Genomic DNA, 17,883 nt, shown 5'->3' on the forward strand with positions numbered 1-17,883 from the left:
ACTGGCTCCCACGGCGGAAAATACCGCCTCGCCTGAGATAGTCGCTTTGCCGGGTGCGGCCAAGAGCGGCTAAGCAATCGCTGGCCCGATCGTTTCCATTTGACGCTTGGCCGGCAGATGGCCGAAATGACGGCCTTCGATCCTCTCCGGTGTTCATGACCCATCTGCCAACCGAATTCCCCGATTTCGGGCTGACGCCCGAGCAGCGCCGCCACGCAGTGCGCGGCCATTACTACGAGTGGCCAGGAATGGATGGCGAGCGCGGCGAGATCTGGTGCTACAGCGACCGCTTTTCCTATCGCGCCGGTGAGACGGTGACGCTGTCTGTCAGTTCGACGGCCCCAGCATTCAACATGGCGATCGTTCGTGACGGCGGCACCGAGACGAAAGTGTTCGAGAAATCGGGCATTGCGGCGGTCTGGCAGGACACGCCCGACCAATGTTCCGCAGAGGGTTGCGGCTGGGAAGCCGCCTTCGAATTCCGTGTCGAGAGCGACTGGCCGTCCGGAGCCTATCGGATAACGCTGACTGCCGTTGGCCATGACGGCAAGCCGATCCACAGCCACCACCTTTTCATCGTCAGCCCGCAGCCCGGCAAGAAGCCCGGCGGCGTGCTGCAGGTGGCGGCAACGGGCACCTGGCTTGCCTACAACACCTGGGGCGGCTCCAACCATTATCAGGGCATCACCGGGCCGGATCGCAACCAGTACTCGTCGATTGTCTCTACGCAACGCCCCTGGTGCCGTGGCTTCGTCGTGCTGCCGAAAGACGCACCGCGCGTGCCGCTGGAGGTCGCCGTGCCGCCCAAGACGGTGCCGCGCTATCCCCATATGGAATGGGCGCTCGCCACTGGTCATTCGAAGAAATACGCCTCGTCCGGCTGGGCGAGCTACGACAGCCACTTCTTCCGCTTCGCCGAGCGGGCCGGCTACGCCGTCGATCTCGCCAGCCAGCACGATCTGCATTTTTCACCCGACATTCTCGACGGCTATGACTGTGCCGTCTTCGTCGGCCATGACGAGTACTGGACCTGGGAAATGCGGGACGCGGTCGACAATTATGTCGAACGCGGCGGCCATGCAGCGCGCTTTGCCGGCAATTTCATGTGGCAGACACGGCTGGAAGACGAGGGCCGCCGGCAGGTCTGCTACAAATACCGTGCCCGCGCCGAGGACCCGGCCTATCGCGGCGGCGACGTCACCCGCGCCACCAATTCCTGGGAGGCGCCGGAGATCGGCCGGCCCGGTTCAGCAACCTTCGGCCTCAACGCCACGCGCGGCGTCTATGCCGGCTGGGGCGGCTGCGCGCCGCGTGGCGTGCGTGGCTTTCCGGTCTACCGGCCGGAACACTGGGCGTTTGCCGGCACCGGCATCTACTATGGCGACCTGCTCGGCGCCGACAGTCATGTCTATGGCTATGAGGTCGATGGGCTCGACTTCGAGATACGCGGCGGCTTGCCCTATCCCACCGCGACCAGCGGCGCGCCTGATGGGTTGCAGGTTCTGGCCGTCGGTATGGCGTCCCAGGTCGAGGAAAGCGCGGACATTCCGATCGAGGATCAGTTCCTCACCGATGAGGATGGCCGATTCACCGCCGAGACGTTGTTCGGCGAGGCGAGCGACGCCAATCTGGAAAAGGTCAAACGCGGCAACGGCATGATCGTCAATTTCCCGCGCGGCAAGGGCGAGGTGTTCCACGCCGGAAGCTGCGAATGGGTGGCCGGCCTGCTAAGACAAGACCCTATGGTCGAACGCGTCACCCAGAATGTCATTGATCGCTACCTTGGAAAGTCCTGACATGTCGAAGACCCAGACCGCCGCTCAAGTGACCGAGGCGCGCCGAGAATCGCATCTGTTCTACCTGTCCAGCCTGCGCCGGCCGCTGATCGACCGCGCCGAGGGCATCTATATGTGGACGCAGGATGGCCGCCGCTTCATCGATGGATCGAGCGGGCCGATGGTCGCCAATATCGGCCATTCCAACCGCAATGTGCTTGATGCCATGAAGCGGCAGATGGACCGCGCCACCTTCGCCTATCGCCTGCATTTCGAGAACGAGCCGGCGGAGGAACTGGCACGCGAGCTTGCGGGCAAATTGCCGGAAGGCATGGACCGCATCTTCTTCGTTTCGGGCGGCTCGGAGGCAACAGAGTCCTGCATCAAGCTGGCGCGGCAATGGGCCGTCGCCACCGGCCAGGCCAGCCGCTGGAAGGTGATCACCCGCTTCCCCTCCTATCATGGCGGCACGCTGGGTTCGCTGTCGATCACCGGCGACGACGCGCTGTCAGAGACCTTTGAGCCGATGATGCGGGTGATGCCGACCGTGCCGGCGCCCACGGCTTGGCGCGACCGCGACAACCTTTCGATGGAACAGCGCGGCGTCCGCTATGCCGACATGCTGGAGGAGAAGATTCTTGCCGAAGGCCCTGAGAGCGTCGTCGCCTTCATCATGGAGCCGGTCGGTGGCGCGGCAACCGCGGCGCTGGTAGCTCCGGACAGCTACTATGCGCGCATCCGCGAGATCTGCGACCGCTACGGCATCTTGCTCATCCATGATGAAGTGATGAGCGGCGCCGGCCGCACCGGCAAATTCCTCGGCGGCGATCATTGGAATTGCAAGCCCGACATCGTCGCGCTGTCCAAGGGGCTGGGCTCCGGCTATGCGCCGCTCGGCGCGCTCGCCGCACCGATGCGGCTGGTGCAGCCGCTGCTCGCTTCCGGCGGCTTCCAGCATGGCCACACCTATGCCGGCAATCCGCTGGCCTGTGCCGCCGGCCTTGCGGTGCTTGGCGAAATGGATCGGCTCGACCTGATCGCCAATGCCGCTGCCATGGGCGACGTGCTGATGGACGGGCTGAAGGGACTGGCGAAGCGTTTTCCCTTCATCGCCGATGTGCGCGGCAAAGGCCTGTTGACCGGTGCCGAAATGGTTGCCGATCCGGAGACGTTGCGGCCGATCGACCAGGGCAAGAAAGCCACGCAGCGCCTGCTCGATCTCGCCTATGAGCGCGGGCTGATCATCTATGGCCGCCGGGTCAAGGGTGGTGTCGACGGCGACAATTTCATGGTCGCGCCACCGATGATCGTCACCAGCGAACAGGTCGGCGAGATCATCTCCATTATCGGCGACTCGCTGGAAGTTCTGGCCGCCGAGCTCGACCTGCCGGTCGAAGGCCGGGGCTGAAAAATGGCGCCGCGCAAAGTCATCATCACCTGCGCCGTCACCGGCTCGGTGCACACGCCATCGATGTCGCCCTATCTGCCGGTGACGCCGGACCAGATCGCGGCCGATGCCATCGCTGCCGCGGAAGCAGGTGCCTCGATCCTGCATCTGCACGCCCGCGATCCCAAAGACGGCCGGCCGACGGCCGATCCTGATGTCTTCATGCAGTTCCTGCCGCGCATCAAGCAGGCGACCGATGCGGTGATCAACATCACCACTGGTGGCTCCTCCTTGATGACACTGGACCAGCGGCTGGCGGCGCCACTGCGGGCCGAGCCCGAAATGTGCTCGCTCAACATGGGCTCGATGAATTTCGCGCTGTTCCCCATGCTCGACAAGCCACGCGAATGGCAGCACGAATGGGAGCCAAAGCTGCTCGAAGCCACGCGCGACACCATTTTCAAGAACACCTTCGCCGACATGGAAGGCGTGCTGGAAAAACTGGGCACGGGCTGCGGCACGCGCTTCGAATTCGAATGCTACGATGTCGGCCACCTCTATTCGCTGGCGCATTTCCGCGACCGTGGGCTGGTGTCGGGGCCGCTGTTCATCCAGTTCGTGCTGGGCATTCTGGGCGGCATCGGCGCCGATCCGGACAATCTCATCCACATGAAGCGCATCGCCGACAAATTGTTCGGCGACAGCTACCAGTTCTCGGTGCTGGCCGCCGGCCGCCAGCAGATGCCGCTAATCTCGATCGCCGCGGCGATGGGTGGCAATGTCCGGGTCGGGCTGGAGGACAGCCTCTATGATGGCCGCCAGCTGGCGAAATCCAACGCCGACCAGGTGCGCCGCATCCGTGGCATTCTGGATGGCCTGTCGCTGGAGGTTGCCACGCCGGCCGAGGCGCGTGAGATGCTGGCGCTGAAGGGTGGCGACAGGGTAGCTTTCTAGAGGCAAGGGAGGAGCTGATATGGAAAGGGTTCTCGTCTCCGCCTGCCTGCTTGGCAGCCATGTCCGCTATAACGGCTCCTACCGGCTCAACAACCATCCGGTACTGATGCGCTGGCAAGCGGAGGGACGGGTCGTGCAAATCTGCCCGGAGGTTGCCGCAGGTTTCTCGACGCCACGTCCTCCGGCGGAAATTCGCGGTGCAGGCGATGGCCGCGCGGTGCTTCACGGCCAGGGTCAAGTGGTCGAGCAGACGGGAAACGACGTGACCGCAATTTATCTCGAAGCCGGGCAGCTTGCGCTCGAACTCGCCCGAGAAACAGGATGCCGCTATGCGGTTCTTACCGACGGCAGTCCGTCCTGCGGCAGCAGCTTCGTCTATGACGGCAGTTTTGCCGGAAAAAGGGTAGCCGGTCGCGGCACGACCACCGCGTTGCTGGAAGCGAACGGCATTCGCGTCTTTTCGGAAGACAATATCGGCGACCTTGACGATCTCCTGAACAAGCCCGGTTCAGCCGAGACCACGGCCTGATCCATGGCAGACAAGATCCAGACAGCGACCAGCGATACCGTCATCCGCCACGGCACAATCGACGACGTCGACACCATCCACGCCGCGCTTCTCAAACTCGGCACCCATATCGGCGCGCATCAGGAGATCACGTCCACGTCAGATGACCTCCGCCGCTACGGCTTTGGCGAAAAGCCCGCCTTCTCGACCCTGATCGCCGAAGTCGGCGGTGAATTCGCCGGCCTGTGTCTGCATTTTCCGATCTTCTCGACCTGGATGGGGCGGCCCGGCGTCTATGTGCAGGACCTCTATGTCGAGGACAGGTTTCGCGGCCGCAAGATCGGCGAGCGCCTGTTGCGACGCGTTGCCGCTGAATGCCGGAAAGAAGGTGGCGTCTATCTCAGGCTGTCGGTGGACACCGACAATGACGGCGCCAAGGCCTTTTACGAGAGGCTGGGCATCGCCTGGTCGAGTTACGAACAGACGCAGAAGATCATCGGCGAGGCCTTTTTTGCCTTCGCCGACGCGCAGGAGGAGCAGGAATGAAAGCCTTTTACGCCGAGGAGCAGAAGCGCCACGACCCAAAGGCCTTTCTTTCCAGCGGCGCAGCGCAGCCCAATCCGGAAAAACCGGAGCGCATCGAGAGATTATTAGCCGGCGCAACATCTGCCGGTTGCACGATCGAGCGCCCGCGCAATCACGGGCTCAACCCGGTCTCGGCGGTGCACACGCCCGAATATCTCGACTTCCTCGAGCACATTTTCGAGCGCTGGCAGCGCATCGAGGGCGCATCGGCAGAAGTGATCCCCAACATCCATCCGATCGCACGCAGCGGCTCCTATCCGGCATCGGCGGTTGGCCAGGCCGGCTATCATATGGCTGATACAGCTTGCCCGATCTCGGGCGAGACCTGGCAAAGCGCGCTGTGGAGCGCCTGGAGCGCGGTCGAGGCCGCTGAAACGGTGATGGCTGGTGCAACCGCCGCCTATGCGCTGTGCCGCCCGCCCGGCCACCACGCTTTTGCCGATGTCGCCGGCGGCTTCTGCTTCATCAACAACTCGGCGGTTGCGGCGCAGGTGCTGCGCAAGCAGGCGGCGCGGGTGGCGATCCTCGATGTCGACCTGCACCACGGCAACGGCACGCAAGGCATCTTCTATGCGCGACCCGATGTGCTCACCGTTTCGCTGCATGCCGATCCGGTGCGCTTCTATCCGTTCTTCTGGGGCCATGCCGACGAGCGCGGCGAAGGCCCGGGCCTCGGCTATAATTTCAACCTGCCGCTGCCGCGCAAATCCGCTGACGCTGCGTTTCTGGAAGCGCTTGAAGTGGCGTTCCAGCGCATCCGGTCGTTCTCGCCCGATGCACTGGTGGTCGCGCTCGGTCTTGACGCCTTCGAGGGCGACCCGTTCGGGGGGCTTTCGGTGACGACACCGGGCTTCTCGCGCATCGGCGAGGCCATCGCCGGGCTCGGCCTGCCGACAGTCATCGTCCAGGAAGGCGGCTATCTCTGCGACGCGCTCGGCGACAACCTCACCGCCTTCCTCACCGGTTTTGGGGGCAAGGCGCGGTGAAAACTTAAGCCGACGGCGTCAGGATCGTTGCTGCCTCAGCATGGCAATGACCCGATGCACGCTCTCCAGCGTCTCGTCGATTTCGGCCGCCGTGTTGTAGTGGGCGATGCCGATGCGCACGACGCCCTGTTCGGCCGGAATGCCGAGCTGATGGACGATCTCCCAGGCATAGTTGTGGCCGGACCACAGGAAGATGTTTTCGGCGTTCATCTGCCGAACGATCGTTTCCGGCACGATGCCGTCGACGGTGAAGGAGACCGTCGGCACGCGATCGCTGAGCCGCTTCGGATCCGTGATGCCATGGATGGTCAGGCCTGAAATGTCGGACAGGCCGTCGATCAACCTTTGCGCCAGCGGATTCTCATAGGCGATGCAGGCTTCGAACGCGCTAGCGATCTTCTGCCTGCGCGAACCACCCTCGCCCGCTGCCGCACCCAGCTCGGCAAAATAATCGACCGCAGCCGTGAGGCCGGCCATGAGCTCGATCTGCGGCGTGCCAAGCTCGAACCGCTCCGGCAGGCCATTGGACGAACAGCGGCATTTATAGGGTTTCAGGCCATCGATGATATCGCGCCGTCCCCACAAAATGCCCATATGCGGACCGAAGAATTTGTAGGCCGAGCAGATCAGGAAATCACAGCCGAGGTCTTGCACGTCGATCAGGCCATGCGGCGCGAACTGCACGGCGTCGACATAGACCAAGGCGCCGGCATTCTTGGCGATGGCGGTCAAAGCCTTCACGCGATTGATCGAACCGGTCAGGTTCGAGGCATAGTTCAATGCGACCAGCCGCGTCTTGTCCGACAGCAGCCCGGCGAGCGTCGCCTCTTCGACCTGCCAGCTCTTTTCATCGAATGGCAGCCAGCGCACCACGAGGCCAAGGTCCTCGGCCAGTTGCAGCCAGGGCGAGACATTGCCCTCGTGATCCATGCGGGTGAGGATGATCTCGTCGCCGGGCTCCAGTGTGCGGCCGAGCGTGCGCGACATGTGGTAGGTCAGCGTCGTCATATTGGCGCCGATGATGATTTCCTCAGGGCTCGCCGCACCGAGGAAATCGGCCATCGCCTGATGCGCCTCGTCGACGACAGCTTGAGCCGCGATCGTCGTTTCGAAATAGCCGCCGAGATTGGCATTGGTCGTCAGCAGGCAGCGCGACACCGCATCGGCGACCGCCTGCGGCACCTGCGTGCCGGCGGGGTTGTCGAGGTAGATGCGCCGGCTGCCCTTGTCGGTCAGGGAAAGCGCTGGAAATTGTCCACGCACGGCATCGATCGAAAAATCCACCATCGTCTCCACCCCTTTGTAATTCCGTGATAATTTTTCGCCCTTAGCCTATCAAGGACAGGGATTTCCGACCCGCTGGTGGATCGCGTCCACCGCCTTCTGCATCTCCTCGGTCCAGACGACATCCACCGAAGACAACGCCATTTCGAGCTGCGGAATGGTCGTCACACCGATGATGTTGGAGGTAACGAAGGGCCGGCTCGACACATAGGCATTGGCAAACAGCGCCGGTTCCATGCCGAAGGAGCGCGCCAGTTCATTGTATTCGAGCAGCACTTCGGCGGCATTCGGCGTCTCGTAGCGCTGGCCACGATTAAACAATTGCGAGCGCGAACCCTGCGGTCGGGCGCCATGGTCGTATTTGCCGGTCAGATAGCCCTGAGCCAGCGGCGAATAGGGCAACAACGACACCTGTTCGTGCTCGCAGACCTCGGCAAGGTTCACCTCGAAGGTGCGGTTGACGAGATTGTAGGCGTTCTGGATCGACGCGACCCGCGGGCCGATCCCTTTCTCGGCCTCTGAGAGGTAACGCATGAGGCCCCAGGAACTCTCATTCGACAGGCCGAAATGACGGATCTTTCCAGCTTTCACCAGTTCGTCGAAGACGCCAAGCGTCTCGGCGATCGGCGTCTCGTTGGCCGGTGCGCCGTCTGCATCGGCCCGCCGCGCCACCGCGCCGACGCGCGTCGGGTTTGCACCCCAAGGGATGTCCCGCTCCGGCCAGTGGATCTGGTAGAGGTCGAGATAGTCGGTGCCGAGCTTGGCCAGCGATTTCTCGACCGCGTCAAAAATATCGGCACGCACCAATTGCGACGGCCTGCCACCGCGAAACCAGTCGCTCGCCGTGCGGCCGACGACCTTGGAGGCAAGGATCACCTTGTCGCGATTGCCCTTGGCTTTCATCCAACTGCCGATGATCTTTTCCGTCCGCCCTTGCGTCTCCGCCTTGGGTGGGATCGGGTAGAGTTCGGCGGTGTCGATGAAATTGACGCCGCGCGAAAAAGCCAGATCCATCTGCGCGTGACCTTCGGCCTCGGTGTTCTGCTGGCCCCAGGTCATCGAACCAAGGCAAATCTGGGTAACAAGAAGATCGGTCCGACCGAGACGGCGTTTGTGCATGGAATTCTGCTCCGGAGGGAAAGTCTGCGCGGGAGGGAGGCTGCATCTATAGGGAAAGCGGAGGCGCTCTCCAAGCCTCACCAGGCCGACTTTTGCGTGAACCAGCTGACCTGGCTAGCGCCGGGCACCGGCCAGGGCGCGGCGCTTGGCTTCGTCGATCAGCATGTTGGCCACCTGCATGCGGATCATGGCGCGCTGGCGCAGATGCGGAGCGACGCGGTCGGGATGGTTGGTGAAAGCAAAGCTGCGGCGCATGCGGCCGAAATCGGCAGCGCTCCTGGGCTGGTTCAGCCCCAGTTCGGCCGCGATCGATTCAGGGTCAATTGGCGGCAGCTTTTCTTCGGGCTTCGGATCCTCGGCAGCAAGGGCCAGCTTGGCGTGTTCTAGCAAGGCGGCGAATTCGCTCGCCAGATCGGCACCGGCCTCACGGTATTCGGCGGCGGATACCTTGATGCGGCCGGAATGGAGTTCGTCGGCGACCGAGAGATAGTCGAACGGAATGGACGGACGCGCGCCGGCCTCGTCGCCCTCGATGCCGTCGCCCTTGTCGGAGGCGACGAAGAGGTCGTCGAGCAGCGAAGCGAAATCACGCTTGGCGCTGGTAGCGATGTCAGCCTCCCCCTTGCCTGACTGTCAGGTTTCCAGACCATAGAACCGGCTCGTTAAAAATACATAGCACCGATCTTAATGAATTTAGTTTTCTAAGGATCGCGTCCGGTTCTCAACAAAAAGCCGGACTGCACTTTCATGCAGTCCGGAAATTCGCCAGGAGTGGCGAGGAAAAACTGGCCATGAGCCAGCGTCGAAGCCTACGGTTCGTGCTGCGCGGAAGTTTCACTGGGCCGCAAAAAAAATTTATGAAAATCATCCGGACATAGCAGGCATGCAAATGCTGCACTGCACAATTGTCACGATTCACCTATATTGGCAGCCGTGGAGGACCAACCAGGAGCCTGAATCATGGGTTTCTTCACGGAAATGTTCGCCCGGCCGCGCCCGCAGGAACATCTGAGATACCGCGCGGCGCTCGCGCTGCTTCACTCGATGAGCAATGCCGACCGCGCCGATATCGGCATCAAGCCCGCCGATTTTCCGCGCGTCGCCCGCGAAATGTCCATTCGCTGAATGCATGTCGCGAGATGTCCCGGACCGATCCGGGACATCTCGAAGTCTAATTTCTCAACGCGATCCCAGGAATGTCGCCTTGCCCAGCGGCACGCCATTGTGGCGAAGGATGTCGTAAGCGGTGGTGAGGTGGAAATAGAAATTGGGCATGGCCACATGCAGCAGATATTGCATGCCGCCCAGCGTCGTTTCGCGCCCTCCGAGCTTCAACTCGATCACCTTGTCGTCGGAACCGTCGATATCGGTAGCCGAGAACGTCGCCAGAAGCGCGAGCGTCTTGGCGATCCGCGCCTCGAGATCGGCAAAGCTTGCCTCATTGTCCTCGTATTTCGGCACCTCGCGGCCGGCCAGCCGCGACGGCGCGCCCTTGGCGTGGTCGGTGGCGATCTGCACCTGCCGGGTTAAAGCGAACATGTCGGGCGCAAGCCGCGCCGTCAAAAACACCTGCGGGTCGATCTTGCGGTCAAGGGCATTTTGTTCGGCGGCCGCCAGCACACTGGAAAGTGCTTTCAGCCTGGCTGAAAACACGGGCACGGATGCCTCATACATCGATATCGTCACGTCAAATCTCCTGTCCGGTCGGAACGCCGGCGCAGGCGACGTAACGCCTCCCCACACGATTCTTCAAGCGCCGTGGGCTCCGCGTCACCACGGCGCCGCAATCGCCGTGGTAGAATTTCCGTTATCGAGCGGAGATTCCCGATGAGACGCGTCCTTCTCGCAGCGACTGCCTTTTTCTCCCTTGCCATATCCGGCCAAACGGCGCTGGCCGCCGACGACGCGCCCGAAGCGCCCTATGTCGACGACCGGTCCAGCGCCGAGGCGGTCATCCGCTCGCTCTACAGCGCCATCAACCGGCACGAATTCGCCCGGGCCTGGGGTTATTATGGCGATGCAAAGCCGGCTAGGATTTCGACAGTTTCGTCAAGGGCTATGACGGTACCGACAAGGTCGAGGTCGCGACCGGCGCCATTTCAGACGAAGGTGCCGCCGGCAGCATTTTCTACAACGTCCCGGTCGCCATCCGTGCCACCGACAAGAGCGGTGGCGAAAAGGTCTTTGCCGGCTGCTACACGCTGCGTCAGGTCAATGCGCAGATCCAGGCCGCGCCGCCCTTCGATCCGATCCACATCGAAAAAGGCGCGCTGAAACCCTCGACCGCCGATTTCGAAAAGGCGCTGCCGCCAAGCTGCGGCGACGGCCCGCCGCCGCCGAAGAAGGATACGGCACTCGAGCAGGTCAAGAAGGCCTTCCTGGCGACCTATGGCGACCAGTGTGACAAGCAGTTCCTGGGTGACGAGCCGGAGGTCTTTTCGATCAAGTACAAGGACAAGGATGCGCAGCCCGGCGATCCCGACAAGGAAACGCGGCTGTTCCATTTCTCCTGTTCGGCCGCGGCCTACAATGAAAGTTCGGTCTACTACATGACCGACGAATTGTCTGAAGTACGGCAATTGCAGTTCGCCGAACCCAAGATGGACATCCGCTACGAGAACAATGACAGCGAGGGCAAGCTGCTGGGCATGAGCATCGTCGGCTTCGAGACGACCGGCTGGGCGGTCAATTCCGACTATGACGCTGACACCCATACGATCACCACCTTCAACAAGTGGCGTGGCGTCGGCGACGCCTCCGATTCGGGAACCTATCTGTTCCGCAACGGCGATTTCTCGCTGGTCCAGTATGACGTCGACGCGTCCTATGACGGCGAGGAGAACCCGCAGACGGTGGTCGACTACAACACCGCGCCTTGAGCGCTGAGGGCTTCCAGACAGCGTCCGATCAAGGCGCCTTCGACAGCATCCAGTTCAGCGTGCCGCGCCAGTCGACCATGCGGATGGGGGTGCCGTGCGTGCCGGTCTCGAAGCGGACGAAGCGGGTCGGATAGGGATAGGCTTTCGACCGGGCGATGATGGAGCGGAAGAAGGCTTCCTGGTTCGCAATGGGAAAGACCACGTCATGGCTGCCTTGGCCGAAGAAGACCGGGACATGACGCCTGAAGGCGGGACTTGCGAGAAACTCTCGTCCCATAGCGATCCGAGCAGCAGCAGCCCGTCGATGCGCCGACCGCTATCGTTGCGGGCGGCAAGTTTCCAGCACAGTGCGCCGCCCATCGAACCGCAGGCGACGAAGATTTTCGCGCCCGGCGACTGTTCGGCATAGTGGTCGATCAAGGCCGCGACCTGAGCGGCGCCCTTGTCACCGAAATCGGGGAAATCCGGCGAGAGATAAAGCCCGCCATTGCCGGCCATCAAATTCTTGATGCGGTTGAAATTGCCGCCGAAGGTGAAGTCGTCGACGCCCTGTTTGCGGCTGCCACCCTGCCCGTGCAGGTAGAGCACAATGATACCGGCGCCTTGCGTCTTGCCGACGGCGACATGCCTGACATCGCCGGCGTCGGTCTTCAGCATCAGATCCTGCTGCACCTTGCGCACGCCGGTGTCGGTGTATTGCGGGTGCACGCGCTTTTCCGGCACCTCGTCGCGCTGGTTGATATCGCGCATCTCGCGATAGTCGATGACGGTGTAAGCGCCGTTGCTGTCAGACGAGAGCGTGGCCGGATAGGCGAAGAGGTCGTCCTTGAAGGGCTTTAGTTCGAGCGCATCGGCTTGGCCGGCAAGGCAAAGAACAAATACCGCAGCCAGAAGGGCGTGAAGTGGAGAAGGAAAACGAGAAGCCATACCGCAGCCATGCGTAATTCAGCTTCGGTTTGTCAATCCTGCAGCACGCCGCCGGCGCCTTCGAGCGCCTCGCGGGTGTCGACATCCACAGACGCGCCCTCGCCGATCTCGACGTCGATGACGTCGAGCCCTTCGGCCTCGACCAGATGGCGGGCGCCGGTATCGCCTTCGAGATGAGCGATGGCCGGGAACAGCGAGCGTGGCAAAAGCACCGGGTTGCCACGCTTGCCCTGATGCGAGGCGCGGACCACGGAATTGCCGCCGGCCTTGCGGAAGGCATCGATCAGCCGGTCGAGATCGTCTGACACTACGCCAGGCATGTCGCCGAGAACGATCATCGCGCCGGCAGTGTCTTCGGGCAGATAGGCAATACCGGCCTTCAGCGAGGTCGACAGGCCATCGGCGAAATCGGGATTGTCGGCGAAGGTCACATCCAGCCCCGCCAGTGCCGCGCGCACGCGCTCGCGCTGATGGCCGGTGACAACGATCGTGCCCGACGCCTTCGAGCCAAGCGCGCGCTCGGCCGTGCGGCGCACCAGCGGCTTGCCGTCGAACAGGGCCATGAGCTTGTTCGGTCCGCCCATGCGGCTCGACCGGCCTGCCGCCAGAAGCACGATGGCGACCTTGAGCCGGCTCCTGGCCGGCAGCGGCTCGCGCGGCTGCGGCCGTGTCGGGATTTCCATCAACAGCCCGCCGACCCCCATGCCGGCGATGTCCTTCGCGGTGACGTCGAGGCCGGCAACCAAACGGTCCAGCACCCAGTCGAAGCCGTTTTCCTTGGGACTGCGGGCGCAGCCGGGCGCACCGATGACGCGCTTGCCGTCGAGTGTGCCTAGCACCAGCAGGTTGCCGGGATCGACCGGCATGCCCGCGCGGATGACTGTTCCGCCCGCCATTTCGATCGCCGCCGGAACGACATCGGCGAAATCGCTCATCGCCGAGGCGCCGAAGATCACCACCATGTCGTTGTCGCGCGCCAGCGAGGCGGCCGCCTCCGCCACGGGCGCGATCTCGTGCGGCGTGCGGCGCTCCGCCGTCAGCCGGCCACCCGAGCGCGCCAGCCGCGCTTCGGTGACGCGCAATGTCTTGTCGAGCACGCTGGGCTTGATGCCCGGCCGAACCGTCTGGATGACACCGACGCGCACCGGCTGATAGGCGTTGACGGCAAAGATCTCGCCGCCGGCACAGATTTTCGTAACAGTGTCGACCAGGGTGGAGGCGACCGCGAAGGGGATGATCTTCACCGTCGCCACCATCTGACCCTTTTCGACCGGAGCATGCTGCGCCAGCGTGGCAAGGGTGATGGCGGGATCGACGGCGTTGATCGCGTCGATCATCGCGGCATCGACCGTGAAGATGCCTGATGCCTTAGCATGGAGATTGACCCGACCGGTGGTGGCGGGCCTCGCCTCGATGCCGCCAAAAATCATGCTCTCGGCAATTCTTTGCGCCGCGGCGTCCTCGCTGAGATCGTCCGGGGCCAGCACGGCGGCAACGACCTGCGAGATCCCTGCCCGCTTGAGTATGGAGACGTCTTCGGCGCTCAGCCTGTGCGCCTTGCGAAAGCGCTTTTCGCCAGCGGTGGTGGCATGCGCCAGCACCGCGCCTTCGGCCTCTTCAATGGCAACCGGACCGAATTTCACGCCACGGCGCCTTTGGCATCGAGGCCGCGCGACCGGAACGCGTAGATGGTCTGCGCCAGCACCGCCACAGCGATCTCGGCGGGGCTGGCGGCGCCAATGTCGAGCCCGATCGGTGCATGGATGCGGGCGATCTGGTCGGCACTGGCGCCCAGCGCCAGCAGGCGCTCGACGCGCTTGGCGTGCGTCTTGCGGCTGCCAAGCGCGCCAACGTAGAAGCAGTTGGCGTCGAGGGCCGCCTTCAGCGCAAAATCGTCGATCTTCGGGTCATGGGTGACGGCGGCAAGCGCGGTGTAGCTGTCGAGCGGCTGGCGCTTCAGCACATCTTCCGGCCACTCGGCATGCAAGGCGACATCGGGAAAACGATCCGGCGTGGCAAAGGCGGTGCGCGGATCGATGATCTCCAGGGGATAGCCGGCAATCCTGGCCATTGGCGCCAGCGCCTGGCTGATATGGACGGCGCCGATCACCACGAGGCGCGGCTGCGGCAGATGCGCGTTGAGAAGAAGGTTCGCCCTTCCGCTTCGACGGAACCGGAATTGCCCGATCGAAATGCCCTAGCGATCGCGGCTCCGAGATCGCCGGCAACCTGATCGCCTTCGCGCACGATGCGGTCGCGGCCGTCACCAAGATCGGTGACGAGGATCGCCGCACGGCGGGCGCGGCGCTCAGCATTCAAAGTTTTTAGGGCGTATGGATCCATCTGAGATCAGCCCAACCGCTCGACATAAACCTTGATGCGACCGCCGCAGGACAGGCCGACCTGCCAGGCGGTTTCATCGGCTACGCCGAATTCGAGCATTTTGGCTTTCCCTGAGTCGATCACGTCGATCGCCTCGCTCACCACCGCACCCTCGACGCAACCGCCCGAGACCGAGCCGTGGAAATTGCCTTCGGCGTCGATGACCAGATGGCTGCCGACCGGCCTCGGCGCCGAACCCCAGGTCTCGACCACAGTGGCAATGGCGACATCCTTGCCGTCCTTCATCCAGCCTTCCGCGATAATCAGCGGGTCGCGGGCCTCATCGAGATAGATGCTGTCGTCCATGATCGCTTCTCTCAGAGTCTGTTTTTCCGATGGATAAAGATATGGCTATGCGGCGTGCTTCGCGCCAGCTTCCATCCATCGCCGCGGATCGACGGATTGTGCTGACTTCTTGTCCAGCGAAGCGCAGAGGTCGGCGAGCGCATTGAGATTGTGGGCCGAGCGGAATTCGTCGACATGCGGCAGCATCGCCTTGACGCCGCGGGCGCGCGCCTGAAAGCCGTCGAAGCGCAGCAACGGATTGAGCCAGATCAGCCGCCGGCAGGATTTGTGCAGCCGCTCCATCTCCTCCGAGAGGCCAGCGACATCGTCACGCTCCAGCCCGTCGGTGATCAGAAGCACGACCGCGCCCTGCCCCAGCACGCGCCGCGACCATATCAGGTTGAACTCGGCCAGTGTGTCGCCGATGCGTGTGCCCCCCGACCAGTCCTTGACCACCGCCGAACAGTCGGCAAGGGCGGCATCGGGATCGCGGTGGCGCATCTGCCGGGTCAGATTGGTCAGCCGCGTGCCGAAGACGAAGGTGTGGACGCGGCGGCGTTTTCCGTCAGCGCATGCAGGAAATGCAGGAAGATGCGCGTGTACTGGCTCATCGAACCGGAAATGTCGGCCAGGACCACCAGCGGCGGATGGACTTCGCGCGCCGAGCGGAATTTCGGCAGGATCAGTTCGCCGCCGGTGCGCGCGGCGGAGCGCATCATGGCGCGCGGGTCGATGCGGCGGCCATGCGCATCAGCCTTGAAACGCCTGGTCCGCACCATGTCGAAAGGCAATCGCAGCTCGGCGATGGCCTTCTTGGCATCCGCCATTTCCGCGGCGTTCATCTGGGCAAAGTCCTTGCCCCGCAACACCTCATTGCCGGAAAAGGTGAAACGGGCATCGACCTCGATCTCGGGGACTTCCTGCGGCGGCTGGTTCTTCTGATGACCTTCGAACATGGCCTGGCTGACGCGGTTCTCGGCCGCGCGCGGCTTCTGCTTCTCCTTGACGTCCGGCGCCACCGGCGAAAACATCGCCAGCAGTTTCTCGATCAGTTCGCGCGATTTCCAGAACAGCCGGAAGGCTTCGTCAAAGGTCGGGTGATCCTCATGCCTGGACACCAGCACCGCGTGCAGCGTCCAGTAGAAATCGTCGCGTGAACCAATGCCGGCGGCCAGCACCGCCTCGATGGCATCCTTGACCGAGGCCGGCCCGACCCGCATGCCGGCCTTGCGCAAGGTGCGGGCGAAATAGACGATGTTGTCGGCGATGCGTCCGTCCGCCGTCGCCTCTCTGGGGTCGGCCTCTTTGGGGTAAGCACCCGGCGCCTTCATCGCGCTACTCCGCCGCCGCGAGCTCGGCCTTGACCTCGTCGAGGATGCGCCGGCCCTCGCCCGCGCCGATGCGGGCAATGTCGTCCTGGTATTTCAACAGCACGCCGATCGTGTCGGAGACGGTTTCGGGATCGAGCGCCACCTTGTCGAGTTCGGTCAACGCGCCGGCCCAGTCAATGGTTTCGGCAACGCCCGGCACCTTGAACAGCTCGATCTGGCGCAGCTTCTGGATGAAGGAGACCACCTCCGCCGAGAGCCGCTGGTTGGCTTGCGGCACCTTGCGGCGCACGATCTCCAACTCGCGCTCGGCATTGGGATAATCGACCCAATGGTAGAGGCAACGCCGCTTCAGCGCGTCGTGGATCTCGCGGGTGCGGTTGGTGGTGATGATGACGATCGGCGGTTCTTCCGCCTTGATGGTGCCGAGTTCCGGCACCGTCACCTGGTAGTCGGACAGGATTTCGAGCAGGAAGGCTTCGAAGGCCTCGTCGGTGCGGTCGAGCTCGTCGATCAGGAAGACCGGCGCGGCACCTATCTTGCCCGTCAGTGCATCGAGCACCGGGCGGCGGATCAGATATTTTTCGGAGAACACATTGCGCTCCATGGCGGAGCGGTCAACCTTGCCGGCCGCCTCCTCCATGCGGATTTCGATCATCTGCGCGGCGTAGTTCCACTCGTAGACGGCGGAAGAAACGTCGAGCCCCTCATAGCACTGCAGGCGGATCAGCCGGCGGCCGAGCGCCCCAGCCAACACCTTGGCGATCTCGGTCTTGCCGACGCCGGCCTCGCCCTCGAGGAACAAGGGCCGGTTCATGCGCAACGACAGGAAAAGAACGGTCGCCAGCGACCGGTCCGCCACATAATCCGCGCCGGTCAGGAGATCGAGCGTCTCGTCGATCGTCCGCGGTACGGGGCGCGGTTTCAGTTCGGTCATTCTTTCTCCGTGAACGCCGCCGCTCCGCTGTCCAGGACATGGTAGCCGCGAGCGTGGTAGATCAGCGGCCGCAAATTATCGCCCATGCGCAAGCCTGTCACCTTGCCAAAAAGCACACGATGGGTGGCCAGGTCCTTGGTGTCGATCAGCTCGCAGTCGAACACCGCGAGCGCGCCCTTCAGCGTCGGCGCGCCGGTGGAAATCACATCCCACTCACCGAGCGCGAAACGCTCCTCGACCGGCAGGCCGGTGATGCCGGAAAAGCCGATCGACAGCGGCTCCTGGTGCGAAGCCAGCGTGTTCAGGGCAAACCGGCCGTTTTCCACGAACAGCTCATTCTTGGCGTTTTCGCGGTTGAGGCAGACCAGAATGGTCGGCGGCGTGTCCGACACCGAACAGGCGGCGATCACCGTCGTGCCACGCTTGCCCGCGGGTCCATCGGTGGTGACCACATGGACGTGACCGGCAAAATGGCTCATCGCGTCGCGATAGGCCTGCGGTCCAATATCGTTCTTCTTCAGCACCGGAATTTTCCACAACCAGAAAC

At 63.2% G+C, this 17,883-nt stretch carries 16 protein-coding genes and 4 pseudogenes; 9 read left to right on the forward strand and 11 right to left on the reverse strand.

Going from position 1 to position 17,883, the window contains the following annotated elements; genetic code table 11:
• Positions 1-155: 155 nt before the first annotated feature.
• From AC0V8S_RS25435 to AC0V8S_RS25460, 6 genes are read left to right on the forward strand one after another with little or no spacing between them, the layout of a single operon-like run.
• Positions 156-1,796 (forward strand): N,N-dimethylformamidase beta subunit family domain-containing protein, encoded by a 1,641-nt coding sequence (locus AC0V8S_RS25435; protein WP_475434162.1) that lies wholly within the window; start codon positions 156-158, stop codon positions 1,794-1,796.
• Position 1,797: 1 nt separating this feature from the next.
• A complete protein-coding gene (locus AC0V8S_RS25440) occupies positions 1,798-3,183 on the forward strand; it encodes an aminotransferase family protein (RefSeq protein WP_475434164.1) in 1,386 nt (461 codons plus the stop codon).
• 3 nt (positions 3,184-3,186) lie between these two features.
• Positions 3,187-4,116: a 3,5-dioxohexanoate:acetyl-CoA acetone transferase gene (gene kce / locus AC0V8S_RS25445; protein ID WP_183458692.1), complete on the forward strand. Its 930-nt coding sequence runs from the start codon at positions 3,187-3,189 to the stop codon at positions 4,114-4,116.
• A gap of 19 nt (positions 4,117-4,135) precedes the next feature.
• Positions 4,136-4,645: a 2-thiouracil desulfurase family protein gene (locus AC0V8S_RS25450; RefSeq protein WP_475434166.1), complete on the forward strand. Its 510-nt coding sequence runs from the start codon at positions 4,136-4,138 to the stop codon at positions 4,643-4,645.
• A gap of 3 nt (positions 4,646-4,648) precedes the next feature.
• Positions 4,649-5,170, forward strand: a complete 522-nt coding sequence (locus tag AC0V8S_RS25455) for an N-acetyltransferase family protein (RefSeq protein ID WP_475434168.1) — start codon at positions 4,649-4,651, stop codon at positions 5,168-5,170.
• Complete coding sequence (locus tag AC0V8S_RS25460) at positions 5,167-6,195, forward strand: histone deacetylase family protein (RefSeq protein WP_475434170.1); 1,029 nt, start codon at positions 5,167-5,169, stop codon at positions 6,193-6,195. The genes AC0V8S_RS25455 and AC0V8S_RS25460 overlap by 4 nt, the downstream gene beginning before the upstream one ends.
• Positions 6,196-6,213: 18 nt before the next feature.
• Here AC0V8S_RS25460 and AC0V8S_RS25465 read toward each other — a convergent pair whose 3' ends face one another.
• From AC0V8S_RS25465 to AC0V8S_RS25475, 3 genes are all read right to left on the reverse strand, one after another.
• Positions 6,214-7,482: a cysteine desulfurase-like protein gene (locus AC0V8S_RS25465; protein ID WP_475434172.1), complete on the reverse strand. Its 1,269-nt coding sequence runs from the start codon at positions 7,480-7,482 to the stop codon at positions 6,214-6,216.
• A gap of 48 nt (positions 7,483-7,530) precedes the next feature.
• Positions 7,531-8,598, reverse strand: coding sequence for an aldo/keto reductase (locus tag AC0V8S_RS25470; RefSeq protein ID WP_475434173.1), 1,068 nt, complete (start codon positions 8,596-8,598; stop codon positions 7,531-7,533).
• Positions 8,599-8,712: 114 nt separating this feature from the next.
• On the reverse strand, positions 8,713-9,132 hold the full coding sequence (locus tag AC0V8S_RS25475) for a hypothetical protein (protein ID WP_244662009.1): 420 nt from the start codon (positions 9,130-9,132) through the stop codon (positions 8,713-8,715).
• Between AC0V8S_RS25475 and AC0V8S_RS25480 the strand changes: the two genes are divergently transcribed.
• Positions 9,061-9,228 (forward strand): hypothetical protein, encoded by a 168-nt coding sequence (locus AC0V8S_RS25480; protein WP_475434175.1) that lies wholly within the window; start codon positions 9,061-9,063, stop codon positions 9,226-9,228. The two genes, AC0V8S_RS25475 and AC0V8S_RS25480, sit on opposite strands and share 72 nt — an antisense overlap.
• Positions 9,229-9,558: 330 nt before the next feature.
• Positions 9,559-9,723 (forward strand): hypothetical protein, encoded by a 165-nt coding sequence (locus AC0V8S_RS25485; protein ID WP_080511763.1) that lies wholly within the window; start codon positions 9,559-9,561, stop codon positions 9,721-9,723.
• Between the two features lie 54 nt (positions 9,724-9,777).
• Here the strand turns inward: AC0V8S_RS25485 and AC0V8S_RS25490 are convergent, their stop codons facing one another.
• A complete protein-coding gene (locus AC0V8S_RS25490) occupies positions 9,778-10,284 on the reverse strand; it encodes a DUF1993 domain-containing protein (RefSeq protein ID WP_475434177.1) in 507 nt (168 codons plus the stop codon).
• A gap of 141 nt (positions 10,285-10,425) precedes the next feature.
• Between AC0V8S_RS25490 and AC0V8S_RS25495 the strand changes: the two are divergent.
• A pseudogene (locus AC0V8S_RS25495) lies at positions 10,426-11,477 on the forward strand (DUF1176 domain-containing protein).
• A gap of 28 nt (positions 11,478-11,505) precedes the next feature.
• On the opposite strand, the pseudogene AC0V8S_RS25500 reads toward AC0V8S_RS25495, so the two are convergent.
• From AC0V8S_RS25500 to AC0V8S_RS25530, 7 genes and pseudogenes are all read right to left on the reverse strand, one after another.
• A pseudogene (locus tag AC0V8S_RS25500) lies at positions 11,506-12,404 on the reverse strand (alpha/beta hydrolase family protein).
• Between the two features lie 32 nt (positions 12,405-12,436).
• Complete coding sequence (locus AC0V8S_RS25505) at positions 12,437-14,047, reverse strand: NTP transferase domain-containing protein (protein WP_475434179.1); 1,611 nt, start codon at positions 14,045-14,047, stop codon at positions 12,437-12,439.
• A pseudogene (locus AC0V8S_RS25510) lies at positions 14,044-14,747 on the reverse strand (XdhC family protein). The gene AC0V8S_RS25505 and the pseudogene AC0V8S_RS25510 overlap by 4 nt, the downstream one beginning before the upstream one ends.
• 6 nt (positions 14,748-14,753) lie before the next feature.
• A complete protein-coding gene (locus AC0V8S_RS25515) occupies positions 14,754-15,092 on the reverse strand; it encodes an XdhC family protein (protein ID WP_027045528.1) in 339 nt (112 codons plus the stop codon).
• 45 nt (positions 15,093-15,137) lie between these two features.
• Positions 15,138-16,402: pseudogene (locus AC0V8S_RS25520) on the reverse strand (vWA domain-containing protein).
• Positions 16,403-16,406: 4 nt separating this feature from the next.
• Positions 16,407-17,336 carry an AAA family ATPase gene (locus AC0V8S_RS25525; RefSeq protein WP_183458670.1) on the reverse strand — a complete coding sequence of 310 codons (930 nt, stop codon included), beginning with the start codon at positions 17,334-17,336 and terminating at the stop codon, positions 16,407-16,409.
• Positions 17,333-17,860, reverse strand: a complete 528-nt coding sequence (locus AC0V8S_RS25530; protein WP_475434181.1) for a flavin reductase — start codon at positions 17,858-17,860, stop codon at positions 17,333-17,335. Before AC0V8S_RS25530 ends, AC0V8S_RS25525 begins: the two co-directional genes overlap by 4 nt.
• Positions 17,861-17,883: the final 23 nt, after the last annotated feature.

Source organism: Mesorhizobium oxytropidicola, from assembly GCF_056174625.1.